Genomic DNA, 17,139 nt, shown 5'->3' with positions numbered 1-17,139 from the left:
ATCAAGCAGGAATTCATCCTGTCCCCGAGTTATCAATGGCCAAAAATAAAACTGCTTATGTTTGTTCCGAATGTGGTGCCGACTTCACACGCTGGCAAGGTCAATGCAGCGAGTGCAAGGAGTGGAATACCATTACCGAGGTGCGCCTCGGTTCGGTGAGTCCCGCAGGCAAGAGTGCCCGTTACACCGGTTATGCCGGTGCGGTCGGCAGTCAGGTACAGACACTGGCAGAGATCGCCACCACCGAAATTCCCCGTTTTACCTCAGGTTTCAAGGAGTTGGATCGGGTACTTGGTGGCGGTGTGGTGCCCGGCTCGGCCATTCTGATTGGCGGCAACCCGGGGGCGGGCAAGTCGACCCTGCTGCTGCAGACCATGTGTGGTCTCGCTGAACGGATGAAAACCCTCTATGTCACTGGTGAGGAGTCGCTGCAGCAGGTGGCGATGCGGGCCAACCGCCTTGGGCTGCCCACCGACAAGCTGCGGATGCTCTCCGAGACCAGCGTCGAGCAGATCTGCCTTATTGCCCAGCAGGAGCAGCCGCAGATCATGGTGATTGACTCCATTCAGGTGATGCATGTGGCGGATGTGCAATCGTCCCCCGGTTCAGTCTCTCAGGTGCGCGAAGCGGCTGCGTTGCTGACCCGCTATGCCAAGCAGAATCATGTGGCCATCTTCATGGTGGGTCATGTGACCAAGGATGGCAGTCTGGCGGGCCCCAAGGTGCTGGAGCACTGCATCGACTGCTCTGTGCTGCTCGATGGTGGCCATGACTCCCGTTTTCGTACCCTGCGCTCCCACAAGAACCGCTTCGGTGCGGTCAACGAGCTGGGGGTCTTTGCCATGACCGAACAGGGGATGCGCGAGGTGAGCAACCCCTCCGCTATCTTCCTCAGCCGGGGGCAGGAGCAGGCGCCCGGTTCCATCGTCATGGTGATCTGGGAGGGCACCCGGCCGCTGCTGGTGGAGTTGCAGGCGCTGGTGGATTACTCCCAGCTCTCCAACCCGCGGCGGGTGGCAGTGGGGATGGATCACAACCGACTCGCCATGTTGCTGGCGGTGCTGCACCGTCACGGCGGGTTGCAGATGGCGGATCAGGATGTCTTCATCAACGTGGTCGGCGGGGTCAAGGTCGAGGAGACCAGTGCGGACCTGGCGCTGCTGCTGGCGATGGTCTCCAGCTTCCGGGATCAGGCGCTGCCCAAGGATCTGGTGGTGTTCGGCGAAGTGGGTCTTTCCGGTGAAATTCGCCCGGTGCCATCCGGCCAGGAGCGGTTGCAGGAGGCGGCCAAGCACGGTTTCCGCCGTGCTATTGTGCCGCACGCCAATGCCCCCAAGCATCCCATCGAAGGGATGGAAGTAGTGCCGGTCAAGAAGCTGTCTGAGGCACTCGAGGCGCTGTAATCTCTCAGCATTGCAATCGATACAACAGTACAACGAAAAAAGAGCGCCTCGGCGCTCTTTTTTACGGGCAGGAATCTGCCATCAGGGCTGGCTGTGTTCCAGATGCTCGCTCAGCAGTTGTTCCAGCTCGCGGTGGAGCAGCTCTTCGTCACCGACGTTAAGCTCGATCATCCGCTTGAGGTGGGTGGCACTGTCGATATCGATGTGGTGGCAGTAGAAACCCAATTTCTTGCTGGCTTCGTGGGTCAGCTCGACCTGCATTTTGATCTCGATATCGCTACCGCTCAGGATAAAGCTGAGCTGGTACTCCTTGTTGTCACGGCTCTCCCAGTCGTCGGGGCGGATCAGCAGGGCTCCCTGCAAGGAGACGTCGACAAGCTGGGTCTGCCACTTCTGTTCCCCCTGGGTGAGTTCTGCCATGGTCAAGTAGAGGATCCGTGCAAAACGGCGGCGCTCAGACATGCTCATCTCCTGTATGCAATAAGTGTGGACGCTAGGGTCATTGCTCTGAGTGTAATCCACCTTGGTTGCCAGTATCTTGAACTTGCTCCGAAAATGGCATTCAGGCTTGCTGGGTACTCAAGGATTCCACTACATGAAGCGCCTTGACCAGGCGATCTTCCTGTTTGAACCGCTCTTCCAGAACCGGACCCAACTCATTGAGATCATCATCCAGTAGTAGCAATTGGGCCTCGTCGGCATCACTGTATTTGTCGTTGAATTCGAGGGCGAATTCAGTGCTGTTACGAATATGGGGATAGATGCGCTTGGCCAGCTCCAGTGTTTCGCCGCTGGCTTGCTCGAAGGCGGTGACGACGTGGTGGTAGATCTCGAAATGGCCCGCGCTGACATAGTCGACCAGGCGGTCGCAAAACTGATGCAGCTCTTCTGTTTTGGGCAGGCTGCGTTGCTTGGTCCGCGCCGGAGTAAGGCCTGCCAGCTGCATGTATCCAACCAGCAACGCTTGCCTTGCATCCAGCCAGTCGTCGATAGCTTTATGCTTGCCTGCCAGCGCCTGCTTGGTCTGTTCCAGTTTCGTCAACATAATCCCTATCCCTCCGTGGGGCAAAGGCTGGCCGATTGTTCGGTATTCCGAGCCGTTTGAGCAGTGACACAACCTATAACTAGGGAAAATCTGGGCAAGCGTCAATAGCCATGGGGGGATAATGTTAAGTGGCGAAGAAATAGTCAGTGGATTGTGTCTGCGTGCTAGCAGGTTTCAGGCCTACTCACGGTTTTTCGCGTGTGGAATGTGACTATTTCCGCAGATCTTGATGAAAACCCCAGCGTTTGACGCGTTCGGCTCGATAAAGGCTTTGCCTGTGAGTTTTTTTTTGCATAGAGTGACCCAGCGCTAAATGCCCGATCATAAAGGAAATGTTATGAACAAAGCTCAACTTGTCGATGCGATTGCCGCCAAAGCAGATCTGAGCAAAGCTCAGGCCAAAGTGGCTCTGGAAGAGATCATCAATGGTATTACCCAGAGCTTGAAAGAAGGCGATGCTGTGCAACTGGTCGGTTTTGGCACCTTCAAGGTCACCCACCGCGCAGGCCGCACAGGTCGTAACCCGCAAACTGGTAAAGAGATCCAGATTGCTGCTGCCAACGTGCCTTCATTCGTGGCTGGCAAGGCTCTGAAAGACGCCGTCAAGTAAGTCCGAAAGTCTGTTTTGTCCAATGCCAGTCAGCTTGCTGACTGGCATTGTTTTTATGGGATTCTCCCATCCTTCCTATTAGTCCTTCCTGACTTTTCCTTCTGTCAGCCTCGTGGCGGCTGAGGCCTTATGCCGTTTGCTGGTTGGATGGCAGCGGCCAGATCCGCTCATAGGCCCAGGTAAAGACCATGATGTAGACGAGGTAGAAGGCAACGAAACCGAGATCCAGCATCAGGGCGTCCCACACTCCCAAATCGAGCCAGAACATGACGCAGGGGAGGGAGAGCATCATAAAGCTCGCTTCATAGCCAAACGCGTGCAGGAAGCGGTCCAGTGGTCGCTTGTTGGTGCGCCCGCAAAGTTTGAGCAACCCCTTGTCGAACAACAGGTTCCAGCCATAGGTCCATGCGGTGGCGACGATGGAGAAGAAGATGGCCAGCGAACCGACCTCGGCGACGCCCTGACCGAACAGCTGGCTGATCAGCGGTGCGACCAGTGCCAGTCCGATGCCTTCGTAGAGAACCAGATAACGAAGTCGATCAGGGGTGGTGCGAAGTTGGGTACTACTCATGGGTGATGTGCCTCCTGTGGGAGGCGCATTCTAATCAGGGAGTGGTTAAAAGAGAAGCATCGGCCCGTCATGACTGGCGTTGAGAGGCATGATGATGCCCCCTCATTTGCGATACTTCTCTATTGCCAATTTGGGCGTTAGCCCTGAGTGGTCAAGTCTGCGACTCAGGCGCCGGTTGGCGTGACCCGGGTCAGCATGGCAAAGCCCTCTTCCACTTGGGTGAGCTCTACCTTGACCTCTCCCAACTCGGCGAGCGAGGCAACATGGGTGCCGCCACAGGGGATGGTGACCTCCTGGCCTTCCAGCATGCAGTGCCAGTAACGGGAATCGATGATCGCCTCGCCAGCGCGGCTGCGGCGGATTTCGCCTCCGGCTGCGATCCAGTCGGCCAGTTGCTGGTTGACCTTCTCTTCAATCAGCGCCAGATCTGCCAGCAGCGCCTCGCTGTTGACCCCCTTCTTGCGCAGGCTCTTGCCGATGCGGTACTGCTCCCGCGATCCACAAGGCTCGACCCGAGAGCTTTGAATAGCCAGGCGGTCGAAGTCGGGCTGGCCCAGTGCATCACGCTCGCTTACCTCCTTGCGCCAGTAGGGGATGAGTACCCGGTTGAGGGCTAGTGCCGCCAGATGACAGCCGCTATGGCCCAGACTCAGGGCGTGGCGGGCAGCGCTATCCACTTGCAATTCGACCTGGCTGCCAACGGCTAGCGCGTGGTCTCCGGTCAGCGGGTGGACCACCACGAAACACCACCCCTCTGCGCCCCGCTTGACCGGAATGGCAGTATCGACGAACAGCTCGCCATCCGGGCTGATGGCCCCCATTCGGCAAGGGCCAATGGTGGCTTCGCCCCCTTCCCAGCGAACATGGCCTACATCCCCCGGCTGATCGGGCCAGAGGTGGCTCTGGGGATGAAAGGGGGTGAGGTCGGTGACCAGCAGCGTGGTGTCACCGCGCTGGCAGCAGACCACGCTGGCCTGCTCTTGATGATGGCCCAGTACGAAGCTGGCTCGGGTATGTTCCATGGCAAGGCTCCCGCAACGATAAATGAGAAGAGAAAGCGGCAGCATACGCCAAAGTGCGAAGAGGCTCATTAACCAGAGTTAATGAGCCTCTCTTCTCGGTTTTACGGTTCGCTAGATCATGGCGACCAGCAGATAGGCATTGAGCCCGATCACCAGCGCAACGATAAGGCGGCCGACGGCTTGTGTGACCGGATAGTTGCGATGTTGCCCCATCAGCGCCCGATCGCCGGTCAGCATCAACAGCGGGATCAGGGCCAGCGCGATGCCAAAGCTCAGGATCACCTGACTCAACACCAGAATTTCGGTGGTGTTGAGTCCCATGGCGATTACCACGAAGGCGGGAGCCATGGTGATGGCGCGACGCAGCCAGAGCGGGATGGTAAAGCGGACAAAGCCCTGCATCACCACTTGCCCGGCCAGGGTGCCCACCACGGTAGAGCTGATGCCGGATGCGACCAGCGAGAGGCCAAACAGGGTGGCGGCAGCCTTACCCAGCAGCGGAGTGAGGGTCTGGTAGGCGGATTCCAGCTCCGCTACCTGCTGGTGGCCCGAGCTGTGGAACGCGGCGGCCGCCATCGCCATCATCGCCAGATTGACGAAACCGGCGATGGTCATGGCAATCGCCACATCGACCCGGGTGGTGTGCAGCCGCTGGCTGACCGAGCCCTGATCCTGCGTGTGCTGGGTCAGTGCCGAGTGCAGATAGATAACGTGGGGCATCACGGTAGCACCGAGCACACCGGCGGCCAGATAGACGGCATCGCTGTTGGGCAGACCGGGGAAGAGGGCGCCCTCCAGCAGGCTGGGCAGATGGGGGCGGGAGAAGATCAGCTCGACGATGTAGGCCGCCGCGACGAACAGCAATAGGCCACCGACCACAAACTCCAGCGGTTTCTGACCACGGGATTGCAACATCAGGATCCCCCAGGTCACCACGGCGGTGATGCAGGCCCCTTCAAGCAAGGTAACGCCAAGCAGCAGCTTGAAGCCGACTGCGGCGCCGATAAATTCGGCGAGATCGGTGGCCATGGCGATGATCTCTGCCTGTACCCAGTAGGCCCAGACCGCCGGTTTTGGCAGTCGGTCGCGGATGTGCTCCGCCAGATTCTTGCCGGTGACGATACCGAGTTTGGCCGAGAGGGTTTGCACCAGCATGGCCATCAGGTTGGCCCATACCACCACCCAGAGCAACTGGTAGCCAAAGGTAGAGCCCGCCTGAATATTGGTGGCGAAGTTGCCCGGGTCGATATAGCCGATGGCGGCGATAAAGGCAGGCCCGAGCAGGGTCAGTTTGAATTTGCGGGCTGGAATCGTAGTCGTCAGTGCGGGTTGCATGGCATCACCCTCCATAAGGATATGGAGAGAGAATAGATCTAAGTGATAATCATTATCAATTGTTGTTTCTGATGATTTCCATCGGGAAAAACATTTAAGGCAGTCAGTTGCAGTGAGGGATGTGATTTCGTACAATACGCCGCCCTAGAAAAGCAGCGACTAAACACCTTTATGTTCCTTGCCTCCGAGGTCTGGCTGCACCTGGGCGGAGGCTGAATTAATCCGTAAGGAGCTAAAATGCGTCATTACGAAATCGTCTTCATGGTTCATCCGGACCAGAGCGAGCAAGTTCCCGGCATGATCGAGCGTTACACCGGCGCCATCACCACCTCCGGTGGTACCATTCATCGCCTGGAAGATTGGGGCCGTCGTCAGCTGGCTTACCCGATCGACAAACTGCACAAAGCCCACTACGTTCTGATGAACGTAGAAGCAGAGCAAGCCGTTATCGATGAGCTGGAAACCAACTTCCGCTTCAACGATGCCGTTATCCGCAACATGATCATGCGCACCAAGCACGCCGTGACTGAAGTTTCTCCGATGGCCAAGGCCAAAGAAGAGCGCTTCACCCGTCGTGACGACGAGCGCCGCGAAGAAGCTACTGAAGCTGCTTCCGAAGAGTAATTCTGGATCACTGACTAGAGGATAAAGGCCATGGCACGTTATTTCCGTCGTCGTAAGTTCTGCCGCTTCACCGCCGAGAACGTTACCGAGATCGACTACAAAGATATCGTTACTCTGAAAAACTACATCACTGAATCTGGCAAGATCGTACCGAGCCGTATCACCGGTACCCGCGCCAAGTATCAGCGTCAGCTGGCACGCGCCATCAAGCGTGCTCGTTACCTGGCTCTGCTGCCGTACACCGATCTGCACAACAAGTAAGAATCGGCCCGGCACTTAAGCCTAACTCAACGAAATTTATAGAGGAAAGGTAATGCAAGTTATCCTGCTCGACAAAATCGCCAAACTGGGCGGTCTGGGTGACCAAGTTTCCGTGAAATCTGGTTATGCCCGTAACTACCTGATCCCGCAAGGCAAAGCTGTTATGGCCACCAAGGCCAACATCGAAGCTTTCGGTGCTCGTCGCGCTGAGCTGGAAGCCAAACTGGCTGCCAACAAAGCTGCTGCTGAAGAGCGTGCTGCCAAGCTGGCCGAACTGGCTACCGTGGTTATCGCTTCCAAGTCTGGCGACGAAGGCAAGCTGTTCGGTTCCATCGGTACCCGTGACGTGGCTGAAGCCATCACTGCTGCCGGCGTAGCCGTTGCCAAGAGCGAAGTCCGCATGGGCAACGTTCTGCGTAACACCGGTGACTACGAAGTTGCTGTTCAGCTGCACGCTGACGTTAAAGCAACCGTACAGATCCAGGTTGTTGCCCTGTAATAGCGATTCGCTTTTGCAGAGAAAACCCGCGCACTTGCGCGGGTTTTTTATTTTCCGGCCCGGGGGTAGAGTGAAGGTCTGTTCCACTGGAGGAGATCCCTATGGCTTGGGTAGAAGGCCGCGTCATCGAACGCATCGAATGGACACCCACTCTGTTCTCCCTGCGGGTAGCGGCCGAGCTGGCTCCCTACAAGGCAGGCCAATTCACCAAGCTGGCCCTCGAGCAGGGCGATCGCCGCATTCAGCGCGCCTACTCCTTCGTCAATCCCCCCTCTGCGCCATATCACGAGTTCTATCTGGTCGAGATCCCGAGCGGTGAGCTGACTCCCTCGCTCGGCTCGCTGCAAGCGGGCGATACCCTGCTGGTGCAATCCCAGGCCACCGGCTTTCTGACGCTGGATGAGGTGCCCGCCGGGCGCGATCTCTGGCTGCTCTCGACCGGCACTGCCATCGGCCCCTTTCTCTCCATGCTGGCCGATGGGGAAGCCTTCAACCGTTTCGAGAATCTGGTGCTGGTGCACGGGGTGCGCAAAGGCGAAGAGCTGAGCTATCAGGATTTGATCGCCAGCTTTACCGAGCAATATGGCGCACGTTTCCGCTATGTCCCCTTTGTCAGCCGTGAGCCCTGGCCCGATGCAATGGCAGGGCGGATCCCGGCGGCGATTGCCAATGGTCAGCTACAGGCGCGGGTGGGGTTGGAGTTCTCACCCGAGCTGAGTCAGGTGCTGATCTGCGGCAATCCGGAGATGGTGAAAGAGACCCAGCAGACCTTGCTGGCGCTGGGGTTGGCCAAGAATCTGCGGCGTGCGCCGGGCAATATCAGTGCGGAGAATTATTGGTAAAAAAATCAGCACAGGGGCGCCAGGCCCCTGCTGCATCAGGAGAGTGCGTTCAGTTCTTCTTGCCGTTGCCTTTGTTTTTATCTTTCTGTTTGTCGTGACCTTGCCCGGGGTTATTGCCACTGTGGATGCTGCGGTTGTAGTGATCCCGGTACTTGCCATCCATCTTGTCGCAGTTGAGTTTGATCCGGCTGTCGCCAATGCCAAGATCCAGACAGTTGTCCTGCCACCAGTCGTACTCTTTGTCATCCCAGTCGAGATTGATCTTGATGTCATCACCGGAGATCTTGATGCCATCGCCATTTTTGCTTGGCGGCGCCGCAACCGCGATGCCATGCACCATCAGCAGGGAGAGCCACAGGGCACCGCGCCGGATAACGGGGTTGTATTTGGCTTGGGTCATCGCAAGGGGACTCCTGTCGTTATTGGCTACTCTGCGAGTTGGCAGGGATCTGGTTGGTTTGCGGTGGCTGGTTGCGGTTCTCTTCATCTTCCAGATTGAATTTGACCGCCCTGCAGTCGGCCGGGGCGGTTTCGCCGACCCCCAAGTCGAGGCAGTCGTTCTGGGTCCAGCCGAACTGCTTGTCATCCCAGTCCAGGTTGAATTTAAGCTCATCTACGGAGAATTCGGAGCCACTGCTCTCTTGATATTGCTGGGTCGCTGCGGCGCTGCCGGTAACCAGAAGAAGGGAGAGTAGCAAAGTGGTCTTACTGTTCATGATGGCCTCGGATAATTGCAACGGTGGATGAGTGTACAGACCGGAGCTGAACCCGGGCGGAACTGTTCCCCATCTCACTACATGATCAAGTCAGGGAGGGATTGTATCGCTTTTCTGCTGCCGATTTGTCCGTTTTGGTCGCACTCTGGACAGCTGGTTGCCAATCTGAAGGAATTCAGTCATTTGCCCTTCTCTGGGCGAGTCTGGCGACTATAATCGGCAGCCAACTTTTCCTGCACAGCACACCCCTTCATCATGACCACACAGGACTCCTCCACATTGCGCTACCCCAAGGGGTGGTTTGCTCTGACGACGGTATACAGTTTCACCGGGTTGGCTATTCTGGCCTCCATTATCTTCTCCCTGCTGCTGTTCCTCTCCATCGATGACAACCCGCTGATGAAGTGGCTGTTCGGCGGCTTGGCCATCATCTTCGAGCTGGGCAAGTTTTACGTCTGGTACGAGTACGGCGAGCGCAAGGCGCGGCGGGATTTGAGTGGCGCTTTCTGGTCGCTGTTGTTCTACAGCGTGCTGGCGGCCATCTCCATCGGCGGCAGTATTGGTGGCATCAACAGCGCCACCAATACGGTACTGAGCCAGCAGGCGCGCCACGAGCGGGAGCTGGCCCGTTTCGACGAGCAGATCGCCAGCATCGAGCGGCAGATCCAGCTCAACGAGGAGGCGGCCCGCAAATACATCGAGCTGGAGCGTATCTCTAGCGGCGTCTCCTCGTTGCAGCACGCCAACACCAAGCTGCGTTTGCAGCAGGATGAGCTGCGTCAGCAGCGCGATGCCAAGCCGGTCAACGAACAATCCTCCATGTTGGGGCTGATGAGCAGTCTGGCGGACGGGGTGGGGATGAGCATCAGTCAGGTGCAGTTCCTGCTGGTCTGCTTCCTCTCGGTGCTGCTCGACGTGTTCGGCGCCTTCTTCGTCAGCCTGATCGGCGAGGAGAACCGCTTTCGCCGGATGTGGCGCTGGCAGCAGGAGCAAGCTCGCAGAGAGGCGCAGGAGGCGTTGGCGATGGCGGCGCAGCCCGAGCCCATCATGCCCCCCGAGCCCGCCCCCGAAGTGCTGGCGCAGGTGCGCGGTGCGCTGGTGAGCGGTGAGCTCAAGTGCAGCAAGCGCTCGGTGGCACAGGCGCTGTCACTCTCGCTGGAGGAGGTGGATCGGGTGTTCCACCATCTGCTGTCGCAAGGGGTGTTGGGGCAGGGGAGCAATCGCCACTACTACCTCAATCCGGCGCTGGAGCAGCAACCCGGATAGTGAGAAGGCCACCGGAACGCGGTGGCCTTTTTCGTTATCGAGTGGCTGTGGCACGGCACTCAGTGAGTCAGCACCATCATCAGGCTGAGGAAGGCGGCCAGTCCGCCACCGATGCCGATGATCCAGTAAAACCCCTTGGCCCCCTGTTTGAGCGGGATGCGGAAGTAGAGCAGAAACGCCCACCACCCCAGTGCCAGCAACAGAGGAATAAGAAACATTCGAGCCATGGTGTCCTCGCTGTTATTCTGTTGACCCTTGATCAATCAACAGGATGGATTGTGCAATGACGCAACTACAGATTACCGCATTCGGTGACCCCTCGGTACTCAAGCTCAACCCTTCCCTCGATAAGGTGCCAGCCGATGGCGAAGTGCGGGTGCGCATCTGCTTTGCGGGGGTGAACCCCATCGATGCCAAAACCCGCGCAGGTCTCGGTTGGGCGGCGGCCCAGAACAAGGACAAGCTGCCCTGGACGCCGGGTTATGACGTCTCTGGCGTGGTAGAGAAAGTGGGCCCCGGCGTAACCTCGCTGGTCGAGGGGGATCGGGTGTGCGGCATGGTCGGTTTTCCCCTCACCGCCGGTGGCTACGGGGAGTCTGTGGTGGCAAGCGAGAGCGAGCTGGTCAAGCTCGACGGGGTGAGCCTGCAGCAGGGGGCGGCGCTGCCGCTGGCCGGTCTCACCGCCTGGCAGGGGCTGCTTGAGCACGGCGGCCTCCAGAGCGGTCAGCGGGTCTTGATCCTCGCCGGTGCCGGTGGGGTCGGCCATCTGGCGGTGCAGTTTGCCAGCGCCTATGGCGCCGAGGTAGTGGCTACCGCCAGCCCGGACAACCATGGCTTCCTGCATGCTCTGGGGGCGCGCTGGATGGTGGATTACCACGATGCGAACTGGCCCGCGCGGGTGGTGGCAGAGGCCGGTCAGGTCGATCTGGTGCTGGATCTGGTGGGCGGCGAGAGCGGCAAGGCGGCGCTGGCCTGTGTCAAGCCGGGTGGCCGCCTGGTGACTGTGCCCACTATTACCGCCCAGCAGATCAAGGATGCAGGGGCTGCGGCGGGTATCGAGGTGGTCGGCATGCTGGTTCACCCTGACCAGAAGCAGCTGGGTCAGATGTTGATGCTGCTGCGTCAGGGGGAGGTGAAGGTCACCCTCGCCGGTGAGTTCGCTCTGGCTGAGGGGGCGCTGGCCCATCAGGCCATCGAAGGGGGCCATGTGCGCGGCAAGCTGCTGCTGCGCATGCCTGCGGCCGACGGCTATCCCGAATGAGCGAGATGATGGAGATGGGGCTGGGGTGGCTCTTTTTAAGCGCCTTTACCTCCGCCACCCTGCTGCCCGGCAGCTCCGAAGTGCTGCTGGGGGCCATGGCGGCCAAGGGGGAGTGGAGCATGGCGAGCCTGCTGCTGTGGGCGACGCTGGGCAATACCCTCGGCTCCATGACCACCTGGTGGCTTGGATGGCTCGCCACCTTCAAGAAAAAACCGGAAGATTTTCAAGGCCGTGGGGAACAAAAAGCCTTAGGCTGGCTCAAACAACATGGTCACTGGTGTCTGCTGCTTGCCTGGACGCCGGTGGTCGGTGATGGTCTCTGTCTGTTGGCCGGTTGGCTGCGCCTCTCCTTCTGGCGCTCTCTCATTCTGATCGGGCTCGGCAAATTGTTCCGTTATGCCCTGGTTTTTCTGCTGGCCAGTCACATTTTCTAGCCTGTTTTTGTCACTCACGAGGTTACCGTGAACAAAGTCATACCTTTAACGATTCTGCTGGGCTTCACCCTGCCGGTGCTGGCGGCACCGACCCTGATTGCCGAACAGGGCAAGGAGGAGGGCAAGCTCGCCATCCCCTACCAGATGTACAAGCTGGACAACGGCCTGACCGTGATCCTGGCCCCCGATCGCTCCGATCCGCTGGTGCACCTCGATGTGACCTATCACGTCGGCTCATCCCGCGAGACGGTCGGCAAGTCCGGTTTCGCCCATTTCTTCGAGCACATGATGTTCCAGGGCTCGAAACACGTCGGTGATCAGGAGCATATGCGGATCATCAACGAGGCCGGTGGCGACATGAACGGCACCACCAACAAGGATCGCACCAACTACTACGAGACAGTGCCGGCCAACCAGCTGGAAAAAGTGCTCTGGCTGGAGGCGGACCGGATGGGCTTCCTGCTCGATGCGGTGAGCCAGAAGAAGTTCGAGATCCAGCGCGCCACCGTCAAGAACGAGCGGGCCCAGCGGGTCGATAACCAGCCGTACGGGCTGGTGAGCGAGAAGGTGGGGGAGGCGCTCTATCCGCGCACTCACCCCTACTCCTGGCAGCCTATCGGTTACGTGGAAGATCTCGACCGGGTCGATGTGAACGACCTCAAGCAGTTCTTCCTGCGCTGGTATGGCCCCAACAACGCCACCCTGACTCTGGGCGGCGACTTTGACAGCAAGCAGGCCCTCGAATGGATCGAGAAGTACTTCGGCTCCATCCCGCGCGGCCCGGACGTGGCCGAGCCGACGCCAAAGCCGGTGACCCTGCCCGAGACCCGCTACGTGACGCTGCAGGACAAGGTACACCTGCCGCTGCTCTATATCAGCTACCCCACCGTATCCCTTGGTGACCCGCAGGAGCCTGCGCTCGACATGTTTGCCGACGTACTCGGCGGTTCCGCCAGCTCCATGCTCTACCAGTCGCTGGTGAAAACCGGCAAGGCGATCGATGTGGGGGCGTCCCACTACTGCGAAGAGCTGGCCTGTACCCTGACCGTCTACGCCTATCCCAATCCGTCGCAGGATGGCAGCCTCAAGACCCTCAAGGGGGAGGTGGACAAGGTGATCGGCGAGTTCGCCCAGCGCGGCCTCAAGCCGGAAGATCTGGAGAAGGCGATCGCCAAGTACCGCGCCTCCGCCATCTGGGGTCTGGATAGCGTCTCCGGCAAGGTGAGCCAGCTCGCCATGGGTCAGGTGTTTGCCCAGGATCCCAACTATGTGTTCAAGACGCTGGATGCCATCGGCAAGGTGACACCTGAGCAGGTGAAGGCCGCCTACGACAAGTTCATCGCCGGCAAGCCTGCGGTGGTGCTGAGCGTGGTGCCCAAGGGCAAGACCGAGTGGCAGGTTGCCACCCCGAACTTTACCCCTGCCAAGCGCGAGCTGCCGGATTACAGCAAGCATGACGAAGCGCTGGCCGAACGACCGGTAAAAGACAATTTCGATCGCAGCGTGCAGCCCAAGGCGAGCGAGGCGGTGAGCGTCAAGGTGCCCGCCATCTGGCACGGCAAGCTCGACAAGAACATCGAGATCATTGGCACCAAGAGTGACGAGATCCCGGCCGTCTCCATCATGATCGCCCTGCCGGGCGGCATTCGTGCCGAAGATAAAGGGCAACTGGGGCTGGCCAATCTGACCGCCGCCATGATGGGGCAGGGCACGGTGCGCCTGACCGAGGCTCAGCTGAGCGACGAGCTGCAAAAGCTGGGCTCAAGCATTGATGTCTCCAGCGCCCAGTACAACAACCTGATCACCGTCAGCTCGCTGGCGGACAAGCTGCCCCAGACGCTGGCGCTGGTGCGCGAAGTGCTGGAGCGTCCGGGCATGCGGGAGGCGGACTTCGAGCGGGTCAAGGCGCAGCTGCTGCAGGGGATGCAACAGGCCCAGCAACAGCCCGAGTGGCTGGCCGGGCAGGCGTTCCGCGAGCTGGTCTACGGCAAGCAAAACCGCCTCGGTCAACCTACCGACGGGGTTGCGGCCGATGTGGCCAAGCTGACCCTGGCGGACGTGAAGCACTTCTATCAGGCCTACTACAACCCCACCAACGCCAAAGTGGTGGTGGTCGGTGATGTGGAGCAGAAGCAGATCGAGGAGCAACTTGGCTTCCTGACCGAGTGGAAGGGGGCAACGCCGACTCTGGGGGATCTCAAGCTCAAGGGTGAGCAGGCCAAGCCGGGCATATATCTGGTCGACAAGCCGGGGGCACCCCAGTCGGTGATCCGCATCGGTCGTCGCGCCATGCCGTTCGATACCACGGGGGATTACTTCACCGCCGGGCTGATGAACTTCAATCTGGGTGGCAACTTCAACAGCCGCATCAACCTCAACCTGCGGGAAGACAAGGGTTACACCTACGGCGCCAGCTCCGGTTTCTCCGCCAACCGCGAGGTTGGCACCTTCGCCACCGGCGCCAATGTGCGGGCCGATGCGACTGTGGATGCCATCCGCCAGTTCCTCAAGGAGATGGACAACTACCGCAAGAGCGGCCCGACACCGGTGGAGCTGGCCTATATGCGCAGCGCTGTCTCCCAGCAGGATGCCCTCTCTTACGAGACCTTGGGCCAGAAGGCGGGCTTCCTGCTGCAGATGGTGATGTATGACCTGAAACCGGACTATGTGCAGGCCCAGAACAACCTGATCAAAACGGTGTCGCCCGAGGCGCTGAAGGCCAGTGCCGCCCGTTGGCTCAATCCGGCCGACATGGAGATCGTGGTGGTGGGAGACAAGCAAAAGCTTGAAAAACCCCTGAAGGAGCTTCATCTTCCCATCTATCCGCTGCAGTTGCCGTAACTGACGCTTTATAAAAATCAAGAGCCGCCCCGGATGGGGCGGCCTCACATGAGCCGTGAATATGACTACAACAAGCTTGTCGCTCACCGAGTTGCTGAATGCGTTGGGATCACCGGAGCGCCTCACCGCGCTCAAGGGGATCCGGCGCGGGATCGAACGTGAATGCCTGCGCATCACGCCGGATGGCCGACTCGCCCAGAGTGACCATCCCCGGGCGCTGGGCTCGGCCCTGACCCATCCCAATATCACCACCGACTACTCGGAGAGCCTGCTGGAGTTCATCACCCCGGCCACCGACTCCATCGACAGCTTGATGGAGCAGCTCGGCGACATCCATCACCATGTGATTCAGCATCTGGGTGACGAGCGGATTTGGCCGCTCTCCATGCCCTGCTTCGTCGGCGGGGAAGAGAGCATCCGGCTGGCCCAGTACGGCAGCTCCAACATCGGCAAGATGAAGACTCTCTACCGTCAGGGCTTGAAGAACCGCTACGGCAGCCTGATGCAGGTGATCGCCGGGGTGCACTTCAACTTCTCCATGCCCGACAGCTTCTGGAGCGAGTGGCAGGATCTGGTGTGCGAAGGGTGCTGCAGCCAGCGCTTTATCTCCGACAAGTACATGGGGCTTATTCGCAACGTCTACCGCTTCGGCTGGCTGGTACCCTATCTATTTGGTGCCTCTCCGGCCATCTGCGAATCCTTCCTCAAAGGGCGCAAGAGCAACCTGCCGTTCGAGAAGACCGGCAAGGGCACCCTCTATCTGCCTTACGCCACCGCGCTGCGTCTCTCTGATCTCGGTTACACCAACAGCGCCCAGGCTGGGCTCAAGATCAGCCACGACAATCTGCCGACCTATGTCAGCAGCCTGCGCCGCGCCATCAACACCCACAATCCCGACTTTGCCAAGATCGGGGTCAAGGTGGATGGGGAGTATCGCCAGCTCAACGACAACGTGTTGCAGCTGGAGAATGAGCTCTACGCCCCAATCCGCCCCAAGCGCACCCCGCGCAGCGGCGAGAAGCCCTCGGATGCGCTGGATCAGCGCGGCATCGAATACATCGAGCTGCGCACCGTGGACGTCAACCCCTTCACCCCGCTCGGCATCGATGCCGACCAGATCCGCTTCTTCGATCTGTTCCTGGTCTGGTGCCTGCTGCGCCCCTCTCCGGTGCTGAGTGACGAGGAGATTGCCCGCAACCGCCGCAACCAGAACAAGGTGGTGCTGGAAGGGCGTCGTCCCGGCCTGACGCTGGAAGATGAGCAGGGCAATGCCATTGGCCTCAAAGAGTACGGCCTCAAACTGTTCGACGAGCTGGCTCAGGTGGCCGATCTGCTGGATCGCTGCTGCGGCCGCAACCGCTATCGCGAGACGCTGGCGATGCACCGCGAGAAGCTGCTCGACCCCGAGCTAACCTACTCCGCCCGCATGCTCAGGGAGTTGCTGGAGAGCGGCAAGGACAACGGCTGCTATGGCGACAAGCTGGCGACCCGCTATCGCGAGGAGCTGCTGGCAGGGGAGCTGCAGTACTGGGATGAGGCCTACTTTGCCGGTGAAGCGAAGGATTCGCTGGCCAAGCAGCGGGAGCGCGAGCGCAGCGACAGCCTGTCGTTCGATGACTTCCTGGCCGACTACTTCGGTACCACTACCACCACGGCCTGAAGGCGGGTTCGTACCAACCAAAGTGCCAACAAAAAGCCGCTCGAGTGAGCGGCTTTTTTATTCCTCTGAACCTGAGCGATATCAGACGTGGTTATACATCGCCTCGATTTCACTCTGGTACTTGGCTTCGATGATCTTGCGGCGCAGCTTCATGGTGGGGGTCAGTTCACCCAGCTCCATGGAGAAGGCGCTCGGCAGCAGGGTGAACTTCTTCACCTGCTCGAACTTGGCCAGCTCTTTTTGCAAGTCGGCGATGCGTGCTTCGAAGAACTCCATCACCCGGGAGTGGCGCAGCAGCTCGGTCTTGCACTGGTACTGCAGGTTGATGGAGCGGGCGTACTCCTCAAGCGACTCGAAGCAGGGGACGATCAGCGCAGAGACGAAGTGGCGGGCATCGGCGACGATGGCGATCTGCTCGATAAAGCGATCCTTGCCGATGGTCCCTTCCACCAGTTGCGGGGCCACGTACTTGCCGTTGGAGGTCTTCATCAGCTCCTTGAGGCGTTCGGTGAAGTAGATATTGCCCTGGCTGTCGAGCTCACCGGCATCGCCAGTACGCAGGAAGCCATCCTCGGTCATCACCTCAGCGGTCGCGTCCGGCTTGTTGTAGTAGCCGCGCATTACTGTGGGGGAGCGCACCAGCAGTTCGTTGTTCTCACCCAGCTTCACCTCGATGCCGTTCAGTGCCGTGCCGATGGAGCCCAACTTGAACTGGCTGTCTTCGTAGCAGCAGACAGTGGCGGTGGTCT

The 17,139-nt window shown here is 59.5% G+C and carries 19 protein-coding genes and 1 pseudogene; 11 read left to right on the top strand and 9 right to left on the bottom strand.

Going from position 1 to position 17,139, the window contains the following annotated elements; genetic code table 11:
* The first annotated feature begins 35 nt into the window (after nucleotides 1–35).
* Nucleotides 36–1,403 carry a DNA repair protein RadA gene (radA, locus tag L972_RS07610; protein ID WP_005340481.1) on the top strand — a complete coding sequence of 456 codons (1,368 nt, stop codon included), beginning with the start codon at nucleotides 36–38 and terminating at the stop codon, nucleotides 1,401–1,403.
* An 81-nt stretch (nucleotides 1,404–1,484) separates the two neighbouring features.
* Here radA and L972_RS07605 read toward each other — a convergent pair whose 3' ends face one another.
* The gene (locus L972_RS07605; protein WP_005340482.1) at nucleotides 1,485–1,865 is read right to left on the bottom strand and encodes a PilZ domain-containing protein; all 381 of its coding nucleotides are present in this window, start codon (nucleotides 1,863–1,865) and stop codon (nucleotides 1,485–1,487) included.
* Between the two features lie 100 nt (nucleotides 1,866–1,965).
* A complete protein-coding gene (locus L972_RS07600; RefSeq protein WP_005348975.1) occupies nucleotides 1,966–2,448 on the bottom strand; it encodes an Rsd/AlgQ family anti-sigma factor in 483 nt (160 codons plus the stop codon).
* 337 nt (nucleotides 2,449–2,785) lie between these two features.
* Here L972_RS07600 and hupA point away from each other — a divergent pair, with 337 nt between their 5' ends.
* Nucleotides 2,786–3,058 (top strand): nucleoid-associated protein HU-alpha, encoded by a 273-nt coding sequence (hupA, locus tag L972_RS07595; RefSeq protein WP_005340484.1) that lies wholly within the window; start codon nucleotides 2,786–2,788, stop codon nucleotides 3,056–3,058.
* A 127-nt stretch (nucleotides 3,059–3,185) separates the two neighbouring features.
* Here hupA and L972_RS07590 read toward each other — a convergent pair whose 3' ends face one another.
* The 3 genes from L972_RS07590 to L972_RS07580 form a co-directional block, all read right to left on the bottom strand.
* Entirely contained in the window at nucleotides 3,186–3,629 is a 444-nt protein-coding gene (locus L972_RS07590) for a PACE efflux transporter (RefSeq protein WP_047437196.1), read from the bottom strand.
* 164 nt (nucleotides 3,630–3,793) lie between these two features.
* A complete protein-coding gene (locus tag L972_RS07585; protein WP_047437193.1) occupies nucleotides 3,794–4,651 on the bottom strand; it encodes a hypothetical protein in 858 nt (285 codons plus the stop codon).
* Between the two features lie 111 nt (nucleotides 4,652–4,762).
* Nucleotides 4,763–5,986, bottom strand: coding sequence for an Nramp family divalent metal transporter (locus L972_RS07580; protein WP_047437276.1), 1,224 nt, complete (start codon nucleotides 5,984–5,986; stop codon nucleotides 4,763–4,765).
* A gap of 237 nt (nucleotides 5,987–6,223) precedes the next feature.
* Here L972_RS07580 and rpsF point away from each other — a divergent pair, with 237 nt between their 5' ends.
* The 4 genes from rpsF (at nucleotide 6,224) to L972_RS07560 (ending at nucleotide 8,212) form a co-directional block, all read left to right on the top strand.
* Nucleotides 6,224–6,610: a 30S ribosomal protein S6 gene (gene rpsF, locus L972_RS07575; protein ID WP_005308887.1), complete on the top strand. Its 387-nt coding sequence runs from the start codon at nucleotides 6,224–6,226 to the stop codon at nucleotides 6,608–6,610.
* A gap of 30 nt (nucleotides 6,611–6,640) precedes the next feature.
* Nucleotides 6,641–6,871: a 30S ribosomal protein S18 gene (gene rpsR, locus L972_RS07570; RefSeq protein WP_005308890.1), complete on the top strand. Its 231-nt coding sequence runs from the start codon at nucleotides 6,641–6,643 to the stop codon at nucleotides 6,869–6,871.
* Between the two features lie 52 nt (nucleotides 6,872–6,923).
* Nucleotides 6,924–7,370 carry a 50S ribosomal protein L9 gene (gene rplI / locus L972_RS07565; RefSeq protein WP_005340490.1) on the top strand — a complete coding sequence of 149 codons (447 nt, stop codon included), beginning with the start codon at nucleotides 6,924–6,926 and terminating at the stop codon, nucleotides 7,368–7,370.
* 101 nt (nucleotides 7,371–7,471) lie between these two features.
* On the top strand, nucleotides 7,472–8,212 hold the full coding sequence (locus tag L972_RS07560) for a ferredoxin--NADP reductase (protein WP_047437186.1): 741 nt from the start codon (nucleotides 7,472–7,474) through the stop codon (nucleotides 8,210–8,212).
* A 49-nt stretch (nucleotides 8,213–8,261) separates the two neighbouring features.
* Here the strand turns inward: L972_RS07560 and L972_RS07555 are convergent, their stop codons facing one another.
* A complete protein-coding gene (locus L972_RS07555; RefSeq protein ID WP_047437184.1) occupies nucleotides 8,262–8,612 on the bottom strand; it encodes a hypothetical protein in 351 nt (116 codons plus the stop codon).
* Between the two features lie 19 nt (nucleotides 8,613–8,631).
* A complete protein-coding gene (locus tag L972_RS07550; RefSeq protein ID WP_047437180.1) occupies nucleotides 8,632–8,928 on the bottom strand; it encodes a hypothetical protein in 297 nt (98 codons plus the stop codon).
* A gap of 255 nt (nucleotides 8,929–9,183) precedes the next feature.
* Between L972_RS07550 and L972_RS07545 the strand changes: the two genes are divergently transcribed.
* Complete coding sequence (locus L972_RS07545) at nucleotides 9,184–10,194, top strand: hypothetical protein (protein ID WP_047437177.1); 1,011 nt, start codon at nucleotides 9,184–9,186, stop codon at nucleotides 10,192–10,194.
* A gap of 59 nt (nucleotides 10,195–10,253) precedes the next feature.
* On the opposite strand, the gene L972_RS21360 is transcribed toward L972_RS07545, so the two are convergent.
* Nucleotides 10,254–10,421 carry a hypothetical protein gene (locus L972_RS21360; protein ID WP_005308905.1) on the bottom strand — a complete coding sequence of 56 codons (168 nt, stop codon included), beginning with the start codon at nucleotides 10,419–10,421 and terminating at the stop codon, nucleotides 10,254–10,256.
* Nucleotides 10,422–10,477: 56 nt separating this feature from the next.
* On the opposite strand from L972_RS21360, the gene L972_RS07540 reads away from it, so the two are divergent.
* The 4 genes from L972_RS07540 (at nucleotide 10,478) to gshA (ending at nucleotide 16,390) form a co-directional block, all read left to right on the top strand.
* Nucleotides 10,478–11,455, top strand: a complete 978-nt coding sequence (locus L972_RS07540; protein ID WP_052200036.1) for an NADP-dependent oxidoreductase — start codon at nucleotides 10,478–10,480, stop codon at nucleotides 11,453–11,455.
* Nucleotides 11,452–11,889: a YqaA family protein gene (locus tag L972_RS07535; RefSeq protein ID WP_005348990.1), complete on the top strand. Its 438-nt coding sequence runs from the start codon at nucleotides 11,452–11,454 to the stop codon at nucleotides 11,887–11,889. The genes L972_RS07540 and L972_RS07535 overlap by 4 nt, the downstream gene beginning before the upstream one ends.
* A 27-nt stretch (nucleotides 11,890–11,916) precedes the next feature.
* Nucleotides 11,917–14,730: a M16 family metallopeptidase gene (locus L972_RS07530; protein ID WP_047437170.1), complete on the top strand. Its 2,814-nt coding sequence runs from the start codon at nucleotides 11,917–11,919 to the stop codon at nucleotides 14,728–14,730.
* A 61-nt stretch (nucleotides 14,731–14,791) separates the two neighbouring features.
* Nucleotides 14,792–16,390 (top strand): glutamate--cysteine ligase, encoded by a 1,599-nt coding sequence (gshA, locus tag L972_RS07525; protein ID WP_047437167.1) that lies wholly within the window; start codon nucleotides 14,792–14,794, stop codon nucleotides 16,388–16,390.
* 81 nt (nucleotides 16,391–16,471) lie between these two features.
* On the opposite strand, the pseudogene L972_RS07520 reads toward gshA, so the two are convergent.
* Nucleotides 16,472–17,139: pseudogene (locus tag L972_RS07520) on the bottom strand (AMP-binding protein); the annotation flags it as partial.

This window comes from Aeromonas sp. ZOR0001, assembly GCF_000801015.1.
Classification (GTDB): Bacteria; Pseudomonadota; Gammaproteobacteria; order Enterobacterales; family Aeromonadaceae; genus Aeromonas; species Aeromonas veronii.
This window is presented reverse-complemented; position numbering and strand designations above follow the sequence as displayed.

Bases quoted from the DNA above. Each gene is read 5' to 3' on its own strand.
- L972_RS21360 (WP_005308905.1), bottom strand. From the start codon at position 10,421: ATGGCTCGAATGTTTCTTATTCCTCTGTTGCTGGCACTGGGGTGGTGG.
- L972_RS07545 (WP_047437177.1), top strand. From the start codon at position 9,184: ATGACCACACAGGACTCCTCCACATTGCGCTACCCCAAGGGGTGGTTT.
- gshA (WP_047437167.1), top strand. From the start codon at position 14,792: ATGACTACAACAAGCTTGTCGCTCACCGAGTTGCTGAATGCGTTGGGA.
- hupA (WP_005340484.1), top strand. From the start codon at position 2,786: ATGAACAAAGCTCAACTTGTCGATGCGATTGCCGCCAAAGCAGATCTG.
- L972_RS07540 (WP_052200036.1), top strand. From the start codon at position 10,478: ATGACGCAACTACAGATTACCGCATTCGGTGACCCCTCGGTACTCAAG.
- rpsF (WP_005308887.1), top strand. From the start codon at position 6,224: ATGCGTCATTACGAAATCGTCTTCATGGTTCATCCGGACCAGAGCGAG.
- L972_RS07590 (WP_047437196.1), bottom strand. From the start codon at position 3,629: ATGAGTAGTACCCAACTTCGCACCACCCCTGATCGACTTCGTTATCTG.
- L972_RS07550 (WP_047437180.1), bottom strand. From the start codon at position 8,928: ATGAACAGTAAGACCACTTTGCTACTCTCCCTTCTTCTGGTTACCGGC.
- L972_RS07605 (WP_005340482.1), bottom strand. From the start codon at position 1,865: ATGTCTGAGCGCCGCCGTTTTGCACGGATCCTCTACTTGACCATGGCA.
- L972_RS07580 (WP_047437276.1), bottom strand. From the start codon at position 5,986: ATGCAACCCGCACTGACGACTACGATTCCAGCCCGCAAATTCAAACTG.
- L972_RS07600 (WP_005348975.1), bottom strand. From the start codon at position 2,448: ATGTTGACGAAACTGGAACAGACCAAGCAGGCGCTGGCAGGCAAGCAT.
- rpsR (WP_005308890.1), top strand. From the start codon at position 6,641: ATGGCACGTTATTTCCGTCGTCGTAAGTTCTGCCGCTTCACCGCCGAG.
- radA (WP_005340481.1), top strand. From the start codon at position 36: ATGGCCAAAAATAAAACTGCTTATGTTTGTTCCGAATGTGGTGCCGAC.
- L972_RS07535 (WP_005348990.1), top strand. From the start codon at position 11,452: ATGAGCGAGATGATGGAGATGGGGCTGGGGTGGCTCTTTTTAAGCGCC.
- L972_RS07555 (WP_047437184.1), bottom strand. From the start codon at position 8,612: ATGACCCAAGCCAAATACAACCCCGTTATCCGGCGCGGTGCCCTGTGG.
- rplI (WP_005340490.1), top strand. From the start codon at position 6,924: ATGCAAGTTATCCTGCTCGACAAAATCGCCAAACTGGGCGGTCTGGGT.
- L972_RS07585 (WP_047437193.1), bottom strand. From the start codon at position 4,651: ATGGAACATACCCGAGCCAGCTTCGTACTGGGCCATCATCAAGAGCAG.
- L972_RS07560 (WP_047437186.1), top strand. From the start codon at position 7,472: ATGGCTTGGGTAGAAGGCCGCGTCATCGAACGCATCGAATGGACACCC.